Annotated in this window: 12 protein-coding genes and 1 riboswitch; of the genes, 10 read left to right on the top strand and 2 right to left on the bottom strand. The window is 58.1% G+C overall.

Annotation, left to right across the window (positions count from 1 at the left end; genetic code table 11):
- The 5 genes from ACFSR7_RS03395 (at window position 1) to ACFSR7_RS03375 (ending at window position 9,133) form a co-directional block, all read left to right on the top strand.
- On the top strand, window positions 1-840 hold the full coding sequence (locus tag ACFSR7_RS03395; RefSeq protein WP_378159092.1) for a carbohydrate ABC transporter permease: 840 nt from the start codon (window positions 1-3) through the stop codon (window positions 838-840).
- Window positions 841-1,032: 192 nt separating this feature from the next.
- Complete coding sequence (locus tag ACFSR7_RS03390) at window positions 1,033-2,874, top strand: cache domain-containing sensor histidine kinase (RefSeq protein WP_378159090.1); 1,842 nt, start codon at window positions 1,033-1,035, stop codon at window positions 2,872-2,874.
- Window positions 2,861-4,387: a response regulator transcription factor gene (locus ACFSR7_RS03385; protein WP_378159571.1), complete on the top strand. Its 1,527-nt coding sequence runs from the start codon at window positions 2,861-2,863 to the stop codon at window positions 4,385-4,387. Before ACFSR7_RS03390 ends, ACFSR7_RS03385 begins: the two co-directional genes overlap by 14 nt.
- Complete coding sequence (locus ACFSR7_RS03380; protein ID WP_378159089.1) at window positions 4,380-5,627, top strand: extracellular solute-binding protein; 1,248 nt, start codon at window positions 4,380-4,382, stop codon at window positions 5,625-5,627. Before ACFSR7_RS03385 ends, ACFSR7_RS03380 begins: the two co-directional genes overlap by 8 nt.
- 1,205 nt (window positions 5,628-6,832) lie before the next feature.
- Window positions 6,833-9,133, top strand: coding sequence for a glycoside hydrolase family 66 protein (locus tag ACFSR7_RS03375; protein WP_378159087.1), 2,301 nt, complete (start codon window positions 6,833-6,835; stop codon window positions 9,131-9,133).
- 136 nt (window positions 9,134-9,269) lie between these two features.
- Here ACFSR7_RS03375 and ACFSR7_RS03370 read toward each other — a convergent pair whose 3' ends face one another.
- Entirely contained in the window at window positions 9,270-9,419 is a 150-nt protein-coding gene (locus ACFSR7_RS03370) for a YqzM family protein (RefSeq protein ID WP_090110524.1), read from the bottom strand.
- Window positions 9,420-9,587: 168 nt separating this feature from the next.
- Here ACFSR7_RS03370 and uvrC point away from each other — a divergent pair, with 168 nt between their 5' ends.
- The 3 genes from uvrC (at window position 9,588) to ACFSR7_RS03355 (ending at window position 14,081) form a co-directional block, all read left to right on the top strand.
- A complete protein-coding gene (gene uvrC, locus ACFSR7_RS03365; RefSeq protein ID WP_378159085.1) occupies window positions 9,588-11,654 on the top strand; it encodes an excinuclease ABC subunit UvrC in 2,067 nt (688 codons plus the stop codon).
- Window positions 11,655-11,959: 305 nt separating this feature from the next.
- A complete protein-coding gene (locus ACFSR7_RS03360) occupies window positions 11,960-12,985 on the top strand; it encodes an ABC transporter substrate-binding protein (protein WP_378159083.1) in 1,026 nt (341 codons plus the stop codon).
- 481 nt (window positions 12,986-13,466) lie between these two features.
- Window positions 13,467-14,081: a hypothetical protein gene (locus ACFSR7_RS03355; protein ID WP_378159081.1), complete on the top strand. Its 615-nt coding sequence runs from the start codon at window positions 13,467-13,469 to the stop codon at window positions 14,079-14,081.
- Here the strand turns inward: ACFSR7_RS03355 and ACFSR7_RS03350 are convergent.
- On the bottom strand, window positions 14,078-15,754 hold the full coding sequence (locus tag ACFSR7_RS03350) for a hypothetical protein (RefSeq protein WP_378159079.1): 1,677 nt from the start codon (window positions 15,752-15,754) through the stop codon (window positions 14,078-14,080). The genes ACFSR7_RS03355 and ACFSR7_RS03350 overlap by 4 nt on opposite strands.
- A gap of 273 nt (window positions 15,755-16,027) precedes the next feature.
- Window positions 16,028-16,173: riboswitch (cyclic di-AMP (ydaO/yuaA leader) on the top strand.
- A gap of 81 nt (window positions 16,174-16,254) precedes the next feature.
- Here ACFSR7_RS03350 and ACFSR7_RS03345 point away from each other — a divergent pair.
- Both ACFSR7_RS03345 and ACFSR7_RS03340 read left to right on the top strand, forming a co-directional pair.
- The gene (locus ACFSR7_RS03345; protein WP_378159077.1) at window positions 16,255-17,598 is read left to right on the top strand and encodes a TrkH family potassium uptake protein; all 1,344 of its coding nucleotides are present in this window, start codon (window positions 16,255-16,257) and stop codon (window positions 17,596-17,598) included.
- A 25-nt stretch (window positions 17,599-17,623) separates the two neighbouring features.
- Window positions 17,624-18,967: a TrkH family potassium uptake protein gene (locus tag ACFSR7_RS03340; protein WP_378159075.1), complete on the top strand. Its 1,344-nt coding sequence runs from the start codon at window positions 17,624-17,626 to the stop codon at window positions 18,965-18,967.
- The last annotated feature ends 134 nt before the right edge of the window (window positions 18,968-19,101 follow it).

Raw genomic sequence — 19,101 nt, 5'->3', positions numbered from 1 at the left:
ATGGGACTGCGCAACCGTAATTTCATCACGAAATCCCTTCGCTATTTCGTCCTGATCGTCTTCGCCGTCATTACGATCCTGCCGTTCTGGAACATGATCGTCGTCTCGCTCAAGCCGTTCCAGTTCGCCATGTCCTCCCCCCCTCAGATTGTGCCGACCGACCTGACGTTCGCAAACTACAAGGAAGCGTGGGTGACCGGCAGCTTCGGCCATTATTTCAAAAACAGCTTTCTGATCACCGTCGCGGCCACGATCGGAGGCACGCTGGCCGCGTGCATGCTGGCGTTCGCCTTTTCGCGCTACCGATTCCCGGGCCGCCGGATCATCTTCGGCTTGTTTATCGGCACGATGATGATTCCGGGCATCACGTTCATCATTCCGCAGTATTTGCTGCTGAAAAACCTTCATCTTCTCAACACCTATACGGGCCTGACGCTGCTTTACATTGCCGGGTCCATTCCGTTCCATATGTTTCTCTATAAAGGGTTCTTCGACGATATCCCGAAGGAACTGGAGGAGGCGGTCCTTATCGACGGGGGCAACCGCTGGACGTTTTTCAGCCGGGTGGCGATCCACATTTCCCTGCCGGCCGTCGCCACGTCGGTCATCATGCTGTTCAACGGCAACTGGGGCGAATTCCTCGGCGCCTTGACCTTCATGAGCGATCCGGAAAAATGGACCCTGCCGGTCGCCATCCGGATGCTGCAGGGCGCGCACACGACCGAGTACGGTCTCATCTTCGCCGCATCGATCATCTCGATGCTGCCGATCATTATTTTGTTCCTGACGTTCCAGCGGTTCATCATCAAGGGGATCGCCGCAGGCGCCGTCAAGGGTTAAACGCCGTCCGCCGCGACGAAACGAGTCGTTCGAGCGCCAATTGTGAAGCCTTCCGGCCGGACCACTCCGGGCGGGAGGCTTTTCCGATGGTGCATTATTTACCGCAGCCCGGTATTTATTCAACCTTCAATCGTACCTTGGAAAGGTTTACAATGAGGGATGAAAGGGCTTTAGAAAGCAGGTGACGACGCCTTGTTCCGTTTCAAAATCGCGAATCGTATCGCGACGCGGCTGATCGTGCTGCTGCTTGCCGTCATCATGCTGCCGACGATTTTTATCGGCGTCTTTTTTTACCGGACCTCGTCCGCCATCGTAAAAGAAAACGTTCGGCAATCCTCCATTCAAGTCGCGGAGCAGGCGGCGGATTCGCTGTCCAATATACTCAATGTCGGGAGCGATACTTCCGACCTGGTCTACAGCCAAGTGGCGATCCAGGAGAAGGTGCAGCAGGAGAAGCCCAAGACGCCGGACAGCGTCAAGGTGGCTAACAAAATCTACATCAACAACTTTTTAAATACGATTATCTACTCCAGCTCTTTTGTGAAAATCATCTATATTCTGGAGCCGACGGGAACGAGCTGGGGCAGCGGCATCTTTAATCAGGCCAAGGTCGACCGTTATAACATCCGGAGCTTCGACTGGATCCGGGAGGCGGAGCGGATGAACGGCAAGCTGGCCTGGACGATCTTGCAGAACGACAAGTTCAGCGGTGCAGGCGACAATACGGCGCTCGTCATTCCGGCCGCGCGGGTGCTCAAGGATTTCAAAACGATGCGCAACATCGGTTACATCGTCATCAATGTCGACGGCGAGGCCGTGCTGGACAAGATCAGCCAGATCCGGCTCGGCAAAACGGGCCATTTCTTCGTTACGGACCAGCAGGGGCGCGTCATGATCGACCGCAACCGGGAAGCGATCGGCGATTTTGTGGAAAATGAGGCGCTCGGCAAGGCACTTCTGCAGTCGGATCGTGAATTTGAGTATGCGCAGGCCGGCACGCCTTATTATGGCGTCAAGCAGCCGTTATCCAACGGCTGGTGGATCGTGGGCGTCGTTCCGCTCAAGGAAGTGACGGGGCAGCTGGAGTCGCTGCAGCGGTCCGTTTTTGTATGGAGCGGCGGCTTCGGTTTGCTGGCGATGGTTATCGGGCTGTTTTTCGCCCGGCGCATTACGAAGCCGATCGGCCGGCTGACGGCGCAGATGAAGCGCGTCGGCGAGGGCGACCTTTCTGCCAGAACGGCGATCCGGTCGGGCGACGAGATCGGCCAGATGAGCAATCAGTTCAACCGGATGCTCAGCAGGCTCAACCGGCTGATGAGCCAAGTCCGCGAGGAGCAGCAGAAGAAGCAGCGTGCGGAGATGCGCGCGGTCATGCATCGGATCCATCCGCATTTCATGTTCAACACGCTCAGCACCATTAAATGGCTGATCAAGCTGGGAGACAACGACCGCGCGTACGAGGGGCTGTCGGCATTTACGCGGCTGCTGGAAGCGAACATGGGCAAAAAAGGCCATATGGTCACGCTTGAAGAGGAAATCGAGATTATCACGAAATTTCTCGCCATTCTCGAGCTGCGCTACAGCCTTTCGTTCAAGCTGGACGTCAGGCTCGGACCAGGCGTCGCGGACTTTTCGATCCCGCGCATGCTGATCCAGCCGCTCGTCGAAAATGCCGTTTTCCACGGTTTTGTATCCGACAATCGTGGCGGTACGATCCGTATTGAAGCAGCGGATACCGGCACGTGCGTCTCGATCCGGATTTCGGACGATGGCCGCGGCATGACGCCGGAGCAGCTCGCCCAGGTGACGACGGCCGGCTCGCCGGACCATGCCGGCAACGAAGCGGGCATCGGTTTCAGGCATGTACGCGAGTGCATCGAGCTTTATTTTCCGCCCGGCTCCAAAATGAACGTCCAAAGCGTCGAAGGCCAGGGGACCGTCATCGCCGTCACCCTCAACAAACCTCAGCAGCAGGAACAAGAACATCAGGCGGAAGGGGAGGCAGCGGATGTTGAACGTGATGATTGTCGATGACGAACCGATTATTCGGCTCGGCATCAAGGCGTCGATCGAGTGGGAGCGGCTGTCGCTTCGCTTCGCCGGCGAATACGCGAACGGGGCGGAGGCGCTGAACGCGCTTCGGGAAACGCCGGCGGATATTCTGATTACGGATATCAAAATGCCGCTGATGGACGGGCTGGAGCTGACCCGGCAGGCGAGAGCGCTGCGTCCGTCAACCAAGGTCATCCTGATCAGCAGCTATAACGATTTTGATTATGTCCGCCAGGGGATCGTGCTGGGCGCCAAGGATTACATTTTAAAGGCGACGATGGAGCCGGAGGAGCTCAACCGGGTCATCGGCGGTTGCGTCGAGGCCATCCGTCAGGAAGTCGAGACCGCGCACAAGCTGGACCTGTACCGCAAGGGCGAAGACATGCTCAGCAGGCGGCAGCTGGAACAGAACATGAGACGCCTGCTGGCCCAGGAGCAGGAGGGGCTGGAACGCGAATTCGCCGAGCGCTTCGAGACGGGCTATCTGCTCGTGCGCGCAGCGGTAGATCGTCTGGACGATCTGCTGCAGCAATATGGCCAGCTTCACGTCGGCATCTTGATGGACGATCTGAAGGACGTCTTCTACCGGCATTGTCCGGGCGGAATCGGCTTTGTATCCGGCGAAGGAGAGCTGCTACTGCTGCTCGACCGCGCGCATGAAAGCGCGAGCCGGGTGGCGGCGTTAAAGAGCGAGCTGGAGCGCGAGGACGGCGTATCGCTATCCGTCGGATACGTGGAGCGGGGAGCGCCCGGTGGCTGGTCCGCGAGTTGGGAATGGACGCGTCACGTATATGACCGTCGATTCTTTGACGGCGCCGCCGGCATTCATGGCAGGGACGATACGGAGGCCGGGAAGCAGCGGGACGACGGCGGGCAGTCGCGCCCGGCTTCTCCTACGGAAGAGACGGGACTGCGCGTATCCGAGCTGCTGCTCAAATGGGGACGGATGAAGTACGACATGAAGCGGGTGAAGCAGGAGGCCAGCGAGCTGTTCTCCCGCCTGTTTGTCCGCCGGCTCGAGCCGGCGCTGCTGCTGGCGTACTATCACCAGTTTATGAAGGCGGAAACGCTGCCGGAACTTGGCGAGCTGCTGGAAAACGGGCTGCGGGACGGCGAGCAGCTTCCGCACGCAGAACGGACAAGCGTCAGCGGGCTCATTGTTCATAAGGCGATGGCCTACATCCGCGAGAATTACACCCAGGAGCTGACGCTGCAGATGGTCGCCGATCATGTTCACATGAGCCGCAACTACTTCAGCGTGCTGTTCAAGAAGCAGACCCAGCACAATTTCATCGATTATATCATCCAGCTTCGCATCGCGAAGGCGAAGGAGCTGCTGGGCGACCGGTCGGCCAAGGTCTACGAGGTTGCCGAGCTGACAGGCTTTAACGATGTGAAATATTTCAGCAAGCTGTTCAAAAAAATGACGGGGAGCACGCCGGTGGACTATCGGGATCACGGAGCGGCCGGCGCGGGGAGCGAGTCGCATGACTAAGCGCCTTGCAGCCCTTATTTTTCTGTTGCTCCTGGCCGGCTGCGGCTCCCCGCAATTTATCGACGGACCGCTGCCCGGCGAAGCGACGCCTCCGGCCCGGGAAGAGATCGTCATCTGGCATACGTATAGCGACGAGGAAACCAGAATTTTTGAGAACGAGGTCATCCCAGCGTTTGAGAAGGCCTATCCCGGCATTCGCGTCACGCCGGTACGTCAACCGTACAGCCTGGAACTGAAGTCGACGATTATCGCGCGGGCGACGTCGGGGAGGCCGCCCGATCTGGTGCGGATGGATATCACCTGGGTGCCCGAGCTGTCCAGCCTGGGCGTGTTGTATCCGGTCGGCGACCTGCCTGATTTTAAGGCGGCAGCCGGCCGGCTGCAGTCCGTCACGATGGATACGAACAAATTCCAAGGCCGGTATTACGGCTTGCCGCTCGATGTCAATACGCGCGTGGCCATCTATAACCGCCGGCAGCTGGAGCGGCTCAGCATCGAGCCACCCCGGTCGGTGGACGATTTGGTGCAAGCCGCCCGCAGAGCCAAGCTTCCGCTGGGGCTGGACGGGCCATCGCTCTGGTCGCTGCTGCCTTACTTTTATGGCATGGGCGGGCAGTTAATGGATCCAACCTATACGAAGGCGGGCGGTTATTTGAACAGTCCCGCGAGCATTGCCGCGCTGACGCGGATCGTGGCGCTGACGGACGAAGGCGTGTTCGACCGCAACCTGATATTGGGCCGCGGAGACCGATGGGAAGCGGTATTAAAGGGGAACATGCTGATGGCCGACGACGGGCCGTGGTTCTATACCGTGCTATCCACGTCGCAGGAAAATACGTTTGACCTGAAGGGCGATACGCTGGTGACGCCGTTCCCAGGACGGTCGGTCATCGGCGGCGAGAATCTCGTGATCCTGAGGGACACGCCGCATCTGGAGGCCGCCTGGACGTTCATGAAGTGGATGACGGGCAAAGCGGCTCAGGAGACGATGTTCAAGGCAGGACAGCTGCCGACGAACAGCGAGGCCGGTACTTCAGCGTCCGCCCAAGGCAACGCGTTCGTTGCGGCCACGATGCAGGGGGTCAAAAACGCGATGCTCCGTCCGCCCATCCCCGACGATATCGAGATCGAAGACCTGTTCTCCAACTACATGCTGCTCGTTTTTACGAAAAAGCTGACCGTTGCCGAAGGGCTGAACCAGGCGGCGGCCGCGATCGACACGGTCGTTCGGGCTAAATAAAGATGTGGCCGGCAGGCTCGCACGGCCTGCCGGATCCTCTGTACCGCCATAGCGAAAAAACTTCCGCTATGATCTCCGCCGGAGCACCTTCGCCCCGCCATAGCGGAAAAAAGTTCCGCTATGATCTCCGCCAGAGCACCTTCGCCGCGCCATAGCGGAAGAAACTTCTTCTATGGTCTCCGCCATAGCACCTGCGCGGCGCCATAGCGGAAAAAACTTCCGCTATGATCACCGCCGGAGCACTTCTGCCGCGCCATAGCGGAAAAAACTTCCGCTATGGTCTCCGCCGGAGCACTTCTGCCGCGCCATAGCGGAAAAAACTTCCGCTATGATCACCGCCAGAGCACCTGCGCCCCGCCATAGCGGAAAAACTTCCGCTATGATCACCGCCAGAGCACCTGCGCCCCGCCATAGCGGAAAAACTTCCGCTATGATCACCGCCAGAGCACCTGCGCCCCGCCATAGCGGAAAAAACTTCCGCTATGTTCTCCGCCAAAGCACCCCTGCCCCGCCATAGCGGAAAAAACTTCCGCTATGATCTCCGCCAGAGCACCTTCGCCGCGCCATAGCGGAAAAAACTTCCGCTATGATCCCCGCCGGAGCACCTCCGCGGCGCCATAGCGGAAAAGACTTCCGCTATGATCTCCGCCAGAGCACGTCTGCTGTGCCATAGCGGAAAAAACTTCCGCTATGATCTCTGCCAAGCACCTGCGCCGCGCCATAGCGGAAAAAACTTCCGCTATGATCCCCGCCAGCACCTGCGCCCCGCCATAGCGGAAAAAACTTCCGCTATGATCCCCGCCAGAGCACCTGCGCCCCGCCATAGCGGAAAAAACTTCCGCTATGTTCTCCGCCAAAGCACCCCTGCCCCGCCAAAGCGGAAAAAACTTCCGCTATGATCCCCGCCGGAGCACCCTCGCCCCGCCATAGTGGAAAAAACTTCCGCTATGATCTCCGCCGGAGCACCTCCGCGGCGCCATAGCGGAAAAAACTTCCGCTATGTTCTCCGCCAGAGCACCTCCGCCGAAACCTTTTCTCCTCTCCGCAGACCAGTCATCCTTCGCCAGCCATGCGCGCCATCGACCTCGTAATAAAGTGCACGCTACAGCAGTATTCAGTCCACCGCATTTTGCAAAAGGACATGATAGACTGGCCATTGTAAGCGTTTTAATTGCAACTCATCCTTCGGAGGAGGTTTTTCGTTTATGATTGCAAAGACGGCACGCAGATCGCTGGCAGCATGTTTGGGTTTGGTTATGGTCTTCGCGATGCTATCCATCGGCAGCTTCCAGCCGGCGCGGACATATGCCTACACGGCCGGCAGCCTGATTGCCAAGGTGAGCACGGACAAGGCGAGGTACAACCCCGGCAGCCCGGTCACCATCACCGTCAAGCTCGTCAATTCGACAGGGACCGCCGTCAACAACGGCACCGTAACGTTGTACTTCAAGCACCTGGAAAACGAGCTTCCCGGCACGTCTCAGGCGAAGACGTTCTCGCTTGCCTCGGGCGGCTCGACTTCGCTGACTTACACCTGGATGCCGCCGTCCACGGACTTCCAGGGCTATGCCGTCGAGGCATGGGCTAAGGATTCGGCAGGCTCGATCCTCGACAACCGCAATACCGCGGTGGACGTCTCCTCCAACTGGACCCAATTTCCGCGCTACGGCTTTCTGTCGATTTTCCCGAACCAATCCGCCAGCGCCTCCTCGGCAACGGTAGACATGCTCAAGGATTATCATATCAACGCGCTCCAGTTCTACGACTGGCAGTGGAAGCATCACATGCCGGTCAAAGGCAGCACGACCAGTCCGGACGCCACCTGGCCGGATATCGCCAACCGCACGATTTACAAGCAGACGGTGGTCGACTATATCAACGCTTCCCACAACGGCAATATATCGGCCATGAACTACAACCTGATCAACGGCGCCGTCGACGGATACGGTGAGGACGGCAGCGGCGTCAGCAATCAATGGGGCTTGTTTAACGATAATGCCCACGGTACCCAGGCTTCCGTCTCCATGCCGGGCGGGTGGGCGACATCCCGTCTATGGACCTTTAATCCGGCCGATACGGGCTGGCAGAACTATATCATCGGCAAGGAGCAGCAGGTGTTCGACGCCTTTGCGTTCGACGGCTGGCATGTGGACCAGCTCGGGAATCCGGGAACGAAGTACGACTATGCCGGCAACGCCGTCTCGTTTCAAAATACGTTCAAACCGTTTTTGAACGCAGCCAAGGCCGCGCTCGGCAAGACGGTCGTTTTCAACAACGTAGACGAATACGGAAGAATACCGACCGCCCAGAGCAATGTCGATATGATGTACACGGAACTGTGGGGCGCCCGAAGCTTCTCGAACGTCAAGACGGTGCTCGATTTTCAAACCGGAGACAGCGGCGGCAAGGCATCCCTTTTTCCGCTGTATATGAATTACAATTACCAAAACAACTTCACCGACGCGAATCCCGGCTACTTTAACACACCGGGCATTCTGCTCGCCGACGCCGGATTCTTCGCCATGGGCGCGCAGCATCTGGAGCTCGGCGACGACCTGAAAATGCTGGATCACGAATATTTTCCGAACCATCATCTGATCATGACCGACGACCTGAAAAAGCGGCTGCTGAACGACTACGACTTTGCCGTAGCTTATGAAAACCTGCTGCGCGACGGGATGACCAACAGCTCGAATGCCGTCTCGCTGAACGGTATCGCTTCGAGCACGACGTCAGACGCCAACAAGGTGTGGACTTTTACCAAGACAGGACACGGCTATGACGTTATTCAAATGGTCAACCAGCTCGGCATCGCGAATACCGACATTCGCGATTCGGACGCCAACAAGCCGGCGCCGACCGCACAATCGAACGTGAGCGTAAAGTACTACTACGGCTCCGGAACGGTGAACAGCGTCAACTTCGCTTCTCCCGATTACGAGAACGGGAAGACGTATCAACTGAGCTTTACGACCGGGTCCGACACTGGCGGCGCCTATGTACAGTTCACCATGCCGACGCTGCAATATTGGGATATGGTATACATCAACAAAAGCAGCACCGCGCAGAACATCGCGCTGACCAATCCGGGCTTTGAAACGGGGGACATCTCCGGCTGGACGGAGTGGCATCCGAGCGGCCAGACGGCGAAGTACGGCGTGGACGCGAACGATGCGCATAGCGGCGGCTTCAAGCTGTACTTCTGGCATACGGCGGCCTATCAGCAAAGCGTCCATCAGATCAAGACCGGACTTGCCAATGGCTCCTATACGCTTAGTGCATGGGTCAAGGCGACGGCTTACGGCGGGGCTCCGACGTTTTGCAGAATGGAAGCGACAAATAACGGAAGCGGCGACGTGTATACGAATATGGTCGTAGACGGGACATGGCGATACTATACGTCAACCGTGACGGTCAGCAACGGGCAGCTCGATATCGGCTTCTACGTTAATTCGCCTGGATCGACCTCCATGCAAATCGACGACGTGACGCTCGTCAAAAACTAAGTCGGAATGGAACGAAGAAAAGCCTCAAGTTGTGGCGGCGATGCAGCCATGCTTGAGGTGTTTTTTTGCGCAATAAATTAAAAAGCACCCGGTTCCGGTAGGAACGGGCGCTCTGCTCGCGGTCTGGGTAAGGGGATCAGGAAATTACTTGCTTGATGATCACGGCGATCAGGAACACGAGGAACATGAAGCCGAACATGCCGCCGAATCCGAATACGAGATCCTGCAGGTCGTCGCGGGGCTCTTCGTTCACATGCTGGCGCGGATCTTGTACATAATTGTCCATGGGGAAATCCTCCTGAAACAAGTCATTACCGTTAGTATACCCAACTTCGTAAACGCTTGTAAAGCAACTCTTTTCTTCTGTGGTACAATAGAAAATACGGGATCACATGATCGCATCGGCGGTCGTCATCCTCCGCACTCATTTATTTTCGGGAGGCGCAATATCATCATGGACGTCCAAGCCAATCCGCCGCTGCCGAGCCGCGAGCAGGCGGCCGAACATATACGCAACAAACTCGCGCTGCTGCCGGACCAGCCGGGCTGCTATCTCATGAAAAACACCGAGGGCGTCATCATCTACGTCGGCAAAGCCAAGGTGCTGAAAAACCGCGTACGCTCGTATTTTATCGGCAGTCACAACGGGAAAACGCAGCGGCTCGTGAGCGAGATCCGCGATTTCGAGTACATCGTCACCGGCAGCAACATGGAGGCGCTCATCCTCGAGTGCAACCTGATTAAGGAGCACATGCCCCGGTACAACGTGCTGCTCAAGGACGACAAGTCCTTTCCGTATATCAAGATCACCAGCGAGAAGCATCCCAAGCTCGAGGTCGTACGCCGCGTGCTCAAGGACAAAGGAAAGTATTTCGGGCCTTACCCCAACGCCTTTGCCGCGCAGGAGACCAAAAAGCTGCTCGACCGGCTGTACCCGCTGCGCAAGTGCAATACGCTGCCGGACAAAGTATGCCTTTACTACCATCTCGGACAGTGCGTCGCGCCTTGCGAATACCCGGTCGAGCCTTCGGAGTACGAGCGCATGGTCTCGGAGGTGACGCGGTTTCTGAACGGCGGGCACGGCGATATCAAGCGGGAGCTGCAGCGCAAGATGGAAGCGGCCGCCGGAGAGCTCGAGTTCGAGCGCGCGAGAGAGTACCGCGACCAGATCCAGGCGATCGAATCGCTCATGGAAAAGCAGAAGATCACGATGACCGACGCCAAAGACCGCGACGTGTTCGGCTATGCCGTGGACAAAGGCTGGATGTGCGTGCAGATTCTGTACATGCGCCAAGGCAAAATGATTCAGCGGCATGTGTCCGTTTTCCCGTATTACGGGGAAGCCTACGAGGACTTCATGACCTATGTTGCCCAGTATTACTCGGAAAATCCGGCTTTGCCGCGCGAAGTGCTGCTGCCGGTGACGCCCGGCGAAGCTGCCGAAGCGGAGAGCGCCCCGGCAGCGGCCGAGGGGGCTGGCGTCATGGCCGCCAGCGGCAAGCTGAACGACGCGCTGATCGAGCGGATCGCGGCTTCGGCCGACGAGACGGAAGCGGCCAAGGGTGGCAGTAAGACGGCCGAAGGTGAAGGCGAGGCATCCGGCGCCGGCGCTTTCGATGCGTCCGACGAGTCGGGCGGCGAGCTCGGCGAATCGCTGCGCAGCTGGCTGAAGATCAAGGTGTCGGTACCGAGGCGCGGCTCCAAGCGCCATCTCGTCGCGATGGCCGCCGACAACGCCAAGGTCGCGCTCGAGGAGAAGTTCCGCATGATCGAACGCGATCAGGAGCGGAGCGTCAAGGCGTCCGAGGGACTTGCGGAGTGGCTCGGCATTCCGTCGGCGCACCGCATCGAGGCGTTCGACAACTCCAACATGCAGGGCGCGTCGCCGGTATCCGCGATGGTCGTCTTCACCGACGGCAAGCCCGATCGCAAGGAATACCGCAAGTACAACGTGCGCACCGTTACCGGCCCGGACGACTACGAGACGATGCGCGAGGTCGTGCGCCGCCGCTATGAGCGCGTGCTCAAGGAAGGGCTGCAGATGCCGGACCTGATCGTCATTGACGGCGGCCGCGGCCAGATCGGCGCAGCCATCGATGTCCTGCAGAACGAGTTGGGCCTGTTCGTGCCGGTATGCGGCCTCGCCAAGGACGCCAAGCACCGCACCGCACAGTTGCTCGTCGGCGATCCCGCGGAGGTCGTGCCGCTGCCGCGCGACAGCCAGGAGTTCTACCTGCTGCAGCGCATCCAGGACGAGGTGCACCGCTTCGCGATCACCTTCCACCGCGAGAAGCGCGGCAAGTCGATGATCGCTTCCAAGCTCGACGCCATCCCCGGCATCGGCGAGAAACGCCGCAAGCAGCTGCTCAAGCACTTCGGCTCGCTCAAAGCGATTCGGGAGGCTTCGGCGGCCGACTTCAAGGCGGTGTCGATCGGCGAAGCGCTGGCCGCGCGTATTTTGGCCGCATTGAATGAAGATGAGGGCGGGGAAGCGGCAGAGAGCGCTGCACCTTCGGTCTAAGCGAAGCGACGGTCCAAGTGAAGCCGACGCATAGGGAAACGGGATGACGCAGACGTTCTCTGCGTGATCCCGTTTTTTTTAGCGGCGGACGAGCGAGCGACGGGTCCGTACACCATAGTGGTGCACGACGGGCATCGGGCGAGGCGGAGGCGCGGCGGGAGCTGCATCCATGCAGGAGAATGGTGCACGGAAGGCGTACGAATGGTGCCGTGAAGGGAAATAGCTAAAAAATGGTTGACGCAGGCTTTTTTTCGTTTTATATTGATAACGATTATCATTATCGTTTATAAAGTGGGGTTAGTCAATTGCGGACCAACAGAAATTGGATGATTCTCGTCGTGCTGTTGTTGACGGTGCTCGCGAGCGCTTGCGGCAATCATGCCAACAAAAACGCAGACGAAGGCGCAGCGTCTACCGGGGCCACAGCCTCTGCGGCGTCGGAAGCGGTGTCGTCCGCGCAAACGGCTTCTCCGGAAGCATCCGCCTCGTCGGCCGGAGCGGCTACCAAAAAGATCACGGACGTCAAGGGCCGCCAAGTCGAAATTCCCACCGATCCGAAGCGAATCGTGTACGTCGGCAGCGATCCTGGGGATCTTCTGGCGCTGGGCGTTACGCCTGTCGGCGCCAGCTTGAGCGTCATCGGCAGCCAGGTCGCTTATGGCGATCGGCTTCAAGGGATCGCGGACGTCGGTTATCCCGCCAACTTGGAGAAGGTGACTGCGCAGGAGCCGGACCTGATTATTTTTAACGACTGGGACGAACAGGGCCTGGCTCCGTTGGAGAAAATCGCGCCGACCGTCGTTATTTCCGAAAAGGGCGGCTTCGATCGAATGCATGAAATTGCGGGCATGCTGGGCAAGGAAGCGGCTGCTGACGATTATGTCGAGGCATATGACGCAAAGGTGAAGCAGACCAAGGACCTGTTGGCGCAAAAAGGCAAGCAAGGCCAATCGGCAACCGTCCTGCTTATGATGGGCAAGGTCCTGTATGTTATGGGCCATCAAGGCTTTTCCGTGTCGTTGTACGACGCGCTCGGGTACGTGGCGCCGGCTAAAGTTCAAACGATGATCGATGGCGACGAGCGCTTTGCCGAGATCTCGGTCGAGGTCATGTCGGACTATATCGGCGACGAGCTGTACATTTTGAAGGATGAGGAGGACGAGACCAAAGCGCAGGCGGAGGCGCTGTTCACGAGCAGTCTGTGGAAGTCGTTGCCTGCGGTCAAGAACGGTCAAGTGCACATGTTGAACAGCCAATGGAATTTCGACGACCCGGTCACGCGGACGATGCTGCTGGATGAGTTGCAGGGCTTGAACGGTGCCGCGGGCTAAGGGAAAAAAGAAAGAAAAAGCAGGCGCATTGAGAAGAAAGCTTCTCTCGAGGCGCCTGCTTTTTTGTTTTGTAAAAGTATGTAAAACGCAATAATAATGCTGCACGCTAATGGCATATTAGTCTATACTACCAATAATATGCATTTATCAGACCCTACAATCGATCTCAGAGGAGTACCGTCATGCCAGCCTTCCTCCGTCAGTTCGTTATTGATCCTCGCGGATTGCATCCTCTTCGCAGGATTCGTCGCTTGCATCGTCACCTTTATCTCCGGCTTGAACAACCGCGATTATCTCGCGTTCAATGAAAAGACCACTGTACAATTGCAGCCGGGCAAATACCAGATTTATAACGAGTACACCGAGACAACGAGAGAAATGGGTTCGCTTACCATTAGCTTCTCCACCTCATGAGCAAAATTTCGAAAGGTTAGCCGTTCAGCCTGACTCCTATCCAAATCGTTGACCGAGGAGCATTCGCATGCTTGCATTTTTCCGCCAATTTGCCCCGCTCATCCTCACCGGCTGCATCCTCTTCGCCGGTCTTTTGACGAGCGCCTGTGCCTTTTTCACCAGTTTTCACAACCGTGATTACGTCACCCTGAACGCCAAAACCGTCATCCAATTAAAGCCGGGCAAATATAAAATTTTTTATGAATGGATCGGCGATCCGAACGTGCATGGACAGTCCGCTTCCGTGCAAAGCAGCAATCCAAGCGACGGAATGTTCGATCAGGTGATTGCCATGGTGGATAACGGAAGTTCTTCCCTGGATTTGACGGAGGATAAGTCGGATGTCTATTTCGCAAAACGGTTGAAAGGCGAGTCGATGTTTCGCTTTTCTGTTGCGCAACAAGGCGCGTACGGCATTACGCTGATCAGCAATACGCCGGACCTGCAGGGGCAGGTCCGGTTCGCGGTGATGAGCGACGTAATCCACTTGCTGCTGTCGGCGCTCAAAAAATGGGGGGTATTTTTTGCGGCCGCCGCTCCCTTTTTACTCGCCGACTTTGTGATGCATATACGGCTGGAGCGGCGCAAGCTCGCCAAGACAAGGCTGAGCGTTCATCCCGAGATTACGCCGCAAGTCCTCTAACGCGTGAAGTCTGCGGCCGGACCGGACCCGCCCCGTCGCTTTTCGTGCAGCCAGGCGATTGCCATCGCGACGGCAGCCGGCAGCAGGACGCTGACGAAGCCTGCGAGATTGTCGGATGAGAGCCCGTCGGACAGCATCTGTACGGCCATCAGCGTAGAGTCGAGGACGACGTGGGCGAAAATAACGGTCAAGAGGCCGAATCGCAACATGAACCAGGCGAACAAAGCGCCGATAATCATGAGCTCGATGAAGCGGGTCTGCCACGGAAATACGGCATAGCCGACATGGCCGAACGCCCATACGGCCGTCGCGGGCAGAACAGCGATGGCCGTGAGCGCCCTGGAGATCACGCTGCCGGAGGCGGAAGCGCCGTGCGTGCCTGCACGCTTAAATCTGCCGAACGCGCCGAGCCATTTGCGTACGAGGCCGATGCCGAAAAAGCGCGTCTGGATCTCCTCCGAGATGCCGGCGCACCAAGCGAGCAAGGGCAGCAGCCAAGGATAGTACATATTGTAGGCGGATTGGCTCGGGTCGGAACCGTAATAGCTGCCGAGCAGCAGGCTTAGGGCAGTCAAAACGATCGTTTGCGCTGCAAGTAGGATCACGGCGAGCAAATAGCCCTGCTTCATGGCGGTCTTGACCTGGCTGCCGAAGTCCGCGTCCTGCCAGCGCGGCCACAACGAGCGGCCCATCGAACGCCACAAGCCTTCGCCGCCGACGGCAGCGAAGTACGTGAGCAGCGCCTGAATGAAAAGAATAACGACGTTCGTGACGAGCAGCGCCGACACGTTGCTCTCCGAAGCGATCGCGTTCATGTCAACGGACGAGGCCCGCAGTCCGGGACGCAGATTGAACATGAACCCTGCGTACATGACGAAAAAGGCCGCCGACAGGAACAGTCCGCGTTTGAACGATGTCCATCCCCGGCATGTCGCGGCGTAAATAACGGCAAGCACGAACATGACGATCTGCGGCAGCAGGAAGCCGGTCATCGATAGCTTATCGGCAATCTTGCGCTGCTTCGCAATCTCGTCTGCGAAAGCCTGGGGCAGCGCATACCGGTAAGTAAGCACCTTGTCGGGCTTCACCAGCAGCTGTACATGCGCGTCCGACAGGCCGGTCTTGCGGCTCTGCAAAATGACCGAGCCGCCTTGCGTCAGGCTGCCGGTAGGCTCCCAGGCCGAAGCGTCGTAGCCAGGCTGCGTCTTAAGCCAGGCGATCGCTTCGGCGGTCCGCGCGTCTACGTCGCCGGCAGCGGCTTTGTCCGCATCGGTCAAGGCATCTCCGACGCGCGCCCAGCCGACGACCTCGCCCGATTCCATATGGACGGATACGCGATCGACGCTGCCGTCGGCCGCATGGATATCGACCGCGTAGACGTCCGTCGGGTAACGCGCATCCCAGTCGCGGTCGTATTCGTCGGTCAGCTTGTGCTTGGTCATATAGGCTGCCATGCGGTCGTCGCCTACATGCGTGATCGCCGCGTCGGACCCTTCGCCAAGATCCATACCCCAGTGCGCCGAGGCATAAGCAAGGCCGATCCGCTTGGCCTCCCCGCGGCTAATCGCGGCCGATTCGCCTTTCATAGCCGGCGCGATCGCAGGCAATACTTGCATGAACAGGAAGATAAGAAGGCCGATTCCCGCGGCGACAGCCCATTTGGATGATCTCAAATTACCCACTCCGATTCCGAATTGATCTGAAAAAGCGTATACATCGTCTTTTTATCCGCAATAGCTGGTCCTTCCGCTTATTATCGATAGGAATTGGAGCCAAAACAAGAGAAAGAGTTAGAATCCCCGTAAAAAAGCTGTTACACGGCCTAATAACGTCCGTATATCCTCATACAAGGCGATTTTTCGCATTTCTGCTGTTGTGTGTACCTATCGGACAGACTATAATGCGGTGTAATGTTTTTTATGGAAACCGAACCATCGTTTCTTCATCATACTACCCAGCCGAATTTCCGCAAAGAAAACGGGGGAACCACTTAAGCTTTTCCGGGGTGAATTCCGCGCGCCAAGCGCCGGATAGGGCAGCCTGATCTGGCCCGAACCCGTCAGCTAACCTCGTAGGCTGCCAGACAGGATCGCCGTGCGCCAAGGCACTGGAGCTCCAGTGTCTTTTTTTGCGCGCTTTTTCAACCGTTTGCCGACATGAGGTGAATCGTACTTTGCTTAAGAAAATTATCGGCTGGCTATATGCTTCCCCGCCGCGCGTGCTGACGATCGGCTTCGCCGTAATTATCGCGGTTGGCGCGCTGCTGCTCAGGCTCCCGATCTCCACGGTGTCCGGCGAGCCGACGCCGTGGCTCGAGGCGTTATTCGTCTCCAGCTCCGCGACTTGCGTGACAGGTCTCTCCAGACTGGATACGGTCGGATATTTTTCGGTGTTCGGCCGATGGGTCATTTTGATCCTCGTGCAGCTCGGCGGTCTCGGCTTCATGACGATGGGCACGTTGTTCGCGTTTTTTGCCGGACGCCGCCTCTCGCTCAAGGATCGCCTCGTGCTGCAGGAAGCGATGAACCAGGGCAGCCTGGAAGGCATCGTTCGTCTGGTGAAGCGCGTCCTCATTTATGCGCTTTGCATTGAGGCGGTCGGCGCGCTGCTGTTTACCTTCCGGTTCATGCACGAGATGCATTTCCGGCAGGCGTTCTATTACGGCGTGTTCCACAGCGTTTCTTTTTTCAACAACGGCGGCTTCGACCTGTTCGGCAATTTCCGCAGCATGGCCGGATATGTCGGAGATCCTTATATGAACCTGCTCTCGATCGTGCTCGTCGTGCTCGGCGGCGTCGGCTTCGTCGTCCTCTCCGACCTGGTCGAGCTGCCGACCCGCCGCAAGCTGTCCTATCATTCCAAAGTCGTGCTCTGGGTATCGGCGTTCCTCATCGTGCTCGGCACGGTCACGATCCTGATCTTCGAATACACCAACGAGCTCACCTTCGCCCCGCTGTCCTTCGGTGACAAGCTGCTTGCGGCCGCGCTGCAGTCCGTATCCACCCGCTCCGCCGGCGTCAGTACCGTCGACATCGGCTCCTTGCGGGACGCGACGCAGTTTGCGATGGTGCTGCTCATGTTCGTCGGCGCCTCGCCCGGTTCCACCGGCGGCGGCATCAAGACGACGGCGTTTGCGGTGCTAGCGGCCGCCGTCTGGGCGATGCTGCGCGGCCGTACCGACGTCGTGCTGCTCGGACTGCGCATTGAGCGGTCCAAGGTCAACCGCGCCATTACGGTCACGATGCTGTCGCTGGCCATCGTCATCACGTCCGTCATGATTCTCTCGATTACCGAGAAGCAGGCGTTCCTGCTCATTCTTTTCGAAGTCATGTCCGCCTATGCGACGGTCGGATTGTCCGCCGGCATCACCGGAGACTTGTCGTCCTTTGGCCAGATTCTTATTATCGTCCTCATGTTCATGGGGCGTCTCGGCCCGCTGACGATGACTTACGCGCTGGGCTCCAAGTCCGGACGCACGCTGTATCGCGAGGCGGAAGGCCGCATCATTATCGGGTAAATCCAAGGTAAAGGAGGAGAGACGCATGCACAAAAAAATGTACGCATGGCTGGTCGCCTCTCCTCCGCGGACGCTGGCGCTCGGCTTCGCTTTTATCATCGGCCTGGGCTCCTTTCTGCTCCACTTGCCCGTCGCTTCGAGCGCCGGCGTGCAAACGCGATATATCGACGCGCTCTTCACGGCGACCTCTGCCACTTGTGTTACGGGCCTGGTCGTGGTCGACACGGGCGATCACTATTCCATGTTCGGGCAGATCGTCATTCTCGCAATGATCCAGATCGGCGGCCTCGGCTTCATGTCGATGGCCACCTTGTTCGCGATCTTCCTGAAGCGGCGCATCTCGCTCAAGGAACGGCTGATCCTCCAGGAAGCGCTCAATCAGAGCAGTATCGAGGGCATCGTAAGGCTCGTCCGCCGCGTCGTCCTGTATGCGCTGTCGGTCGAAGCGGCTGGCGCTCTGCTTTTCATGGCTTGCTTCCTTAGAGATATGAGTCCCGCGAGGGCGATATACTACGGGATCTTTCACGCGGTCTCCTTTTTCAACAACGCAGGGTTCGATCTGATGGGAGGCTTCCGCAGCCTCACCGTTTATGCGGGCGATCCTTGGGTCAACCTGATCGCGATGGCGCTGATCGTGACGGGCGGTCTCGGCTTCGTGGTGCTCTCGGACTTGACGGACCTCCGGGGCGGGCGCAGGCTGTCCCTGCATTCCAAGGTGGTCCTGACCATGTCGGGATCGCTGATTCTGTTCGGCGCGATCGTCATTCTCGCATTCGAATACTCAAATCCCGGCACGATGGGACCGTTAAAAACGGGTACTAAAATTTTATCCGCGTTTACGCAGTCGGTCAGTCCCCGTACCGCCGGGATCAATACGTTAAACCTTGCGGATTTGCGGCAGGCGACGCAGTTTTTCATCATCCTGCTCATGTTCATCGGCGCGTCCCCGGGCTCGACCGGTGGCGGCATCAAGACGACGACGTTCGCGGCGCTGCTCGGCGCGGTATGGGCCATTATCCGCGGGCGGGAGGACGTCGTCATGTTCCGGTACAGGCTCGCGCAGGAACGCGTCTACAAGGCTTTGACGCTGACCTTGCTCGCGCTCGCGCTGGTGCTCGGTGCGACGATGATCCTGTCGACGACGGAGGACCATCATTTTCTCATGATCCTGTTCGAGGTCGTGTCCGCCTTCGGGACGGTCGGGCTGACGATGGGACTTACGACGGATTTGAGTTTGTTCGGCAAGATCGTCATCATGCTCATGATGTTCGCGGGGAGGCTCGGGCCGCTCACGCTCGGCTACGCGCTCGTGCCGAAGCGGGACAAGATGCTCTACAGGGAAGCGGAAGGCAAGATCATCATCGGATAACGAAAGAGACGTGCCACCATGAAAATGAATCAATTCATCATTATGCGGGGAGGATATAGCGCGTAATTACTGTGGTATTTTAGTGACGTGCCCACATGGTGCCCACAAATCAAACTGTTTTATTAATTTCGTCT

It is taken from the genome of Cohnella sp. GCM10020058 (assembly GCF_042683485.1).
Taxonomy (GTDB): domain Bacteria; phylum Bacillota; class Bacilli; order Paenibacillales; family Paenibacillaceae; genus Cohnella.
Note: the sequence above shows the minus strand (reverse complement) of the source record. Positions and strands in the feature narration are given on the sequence as shown.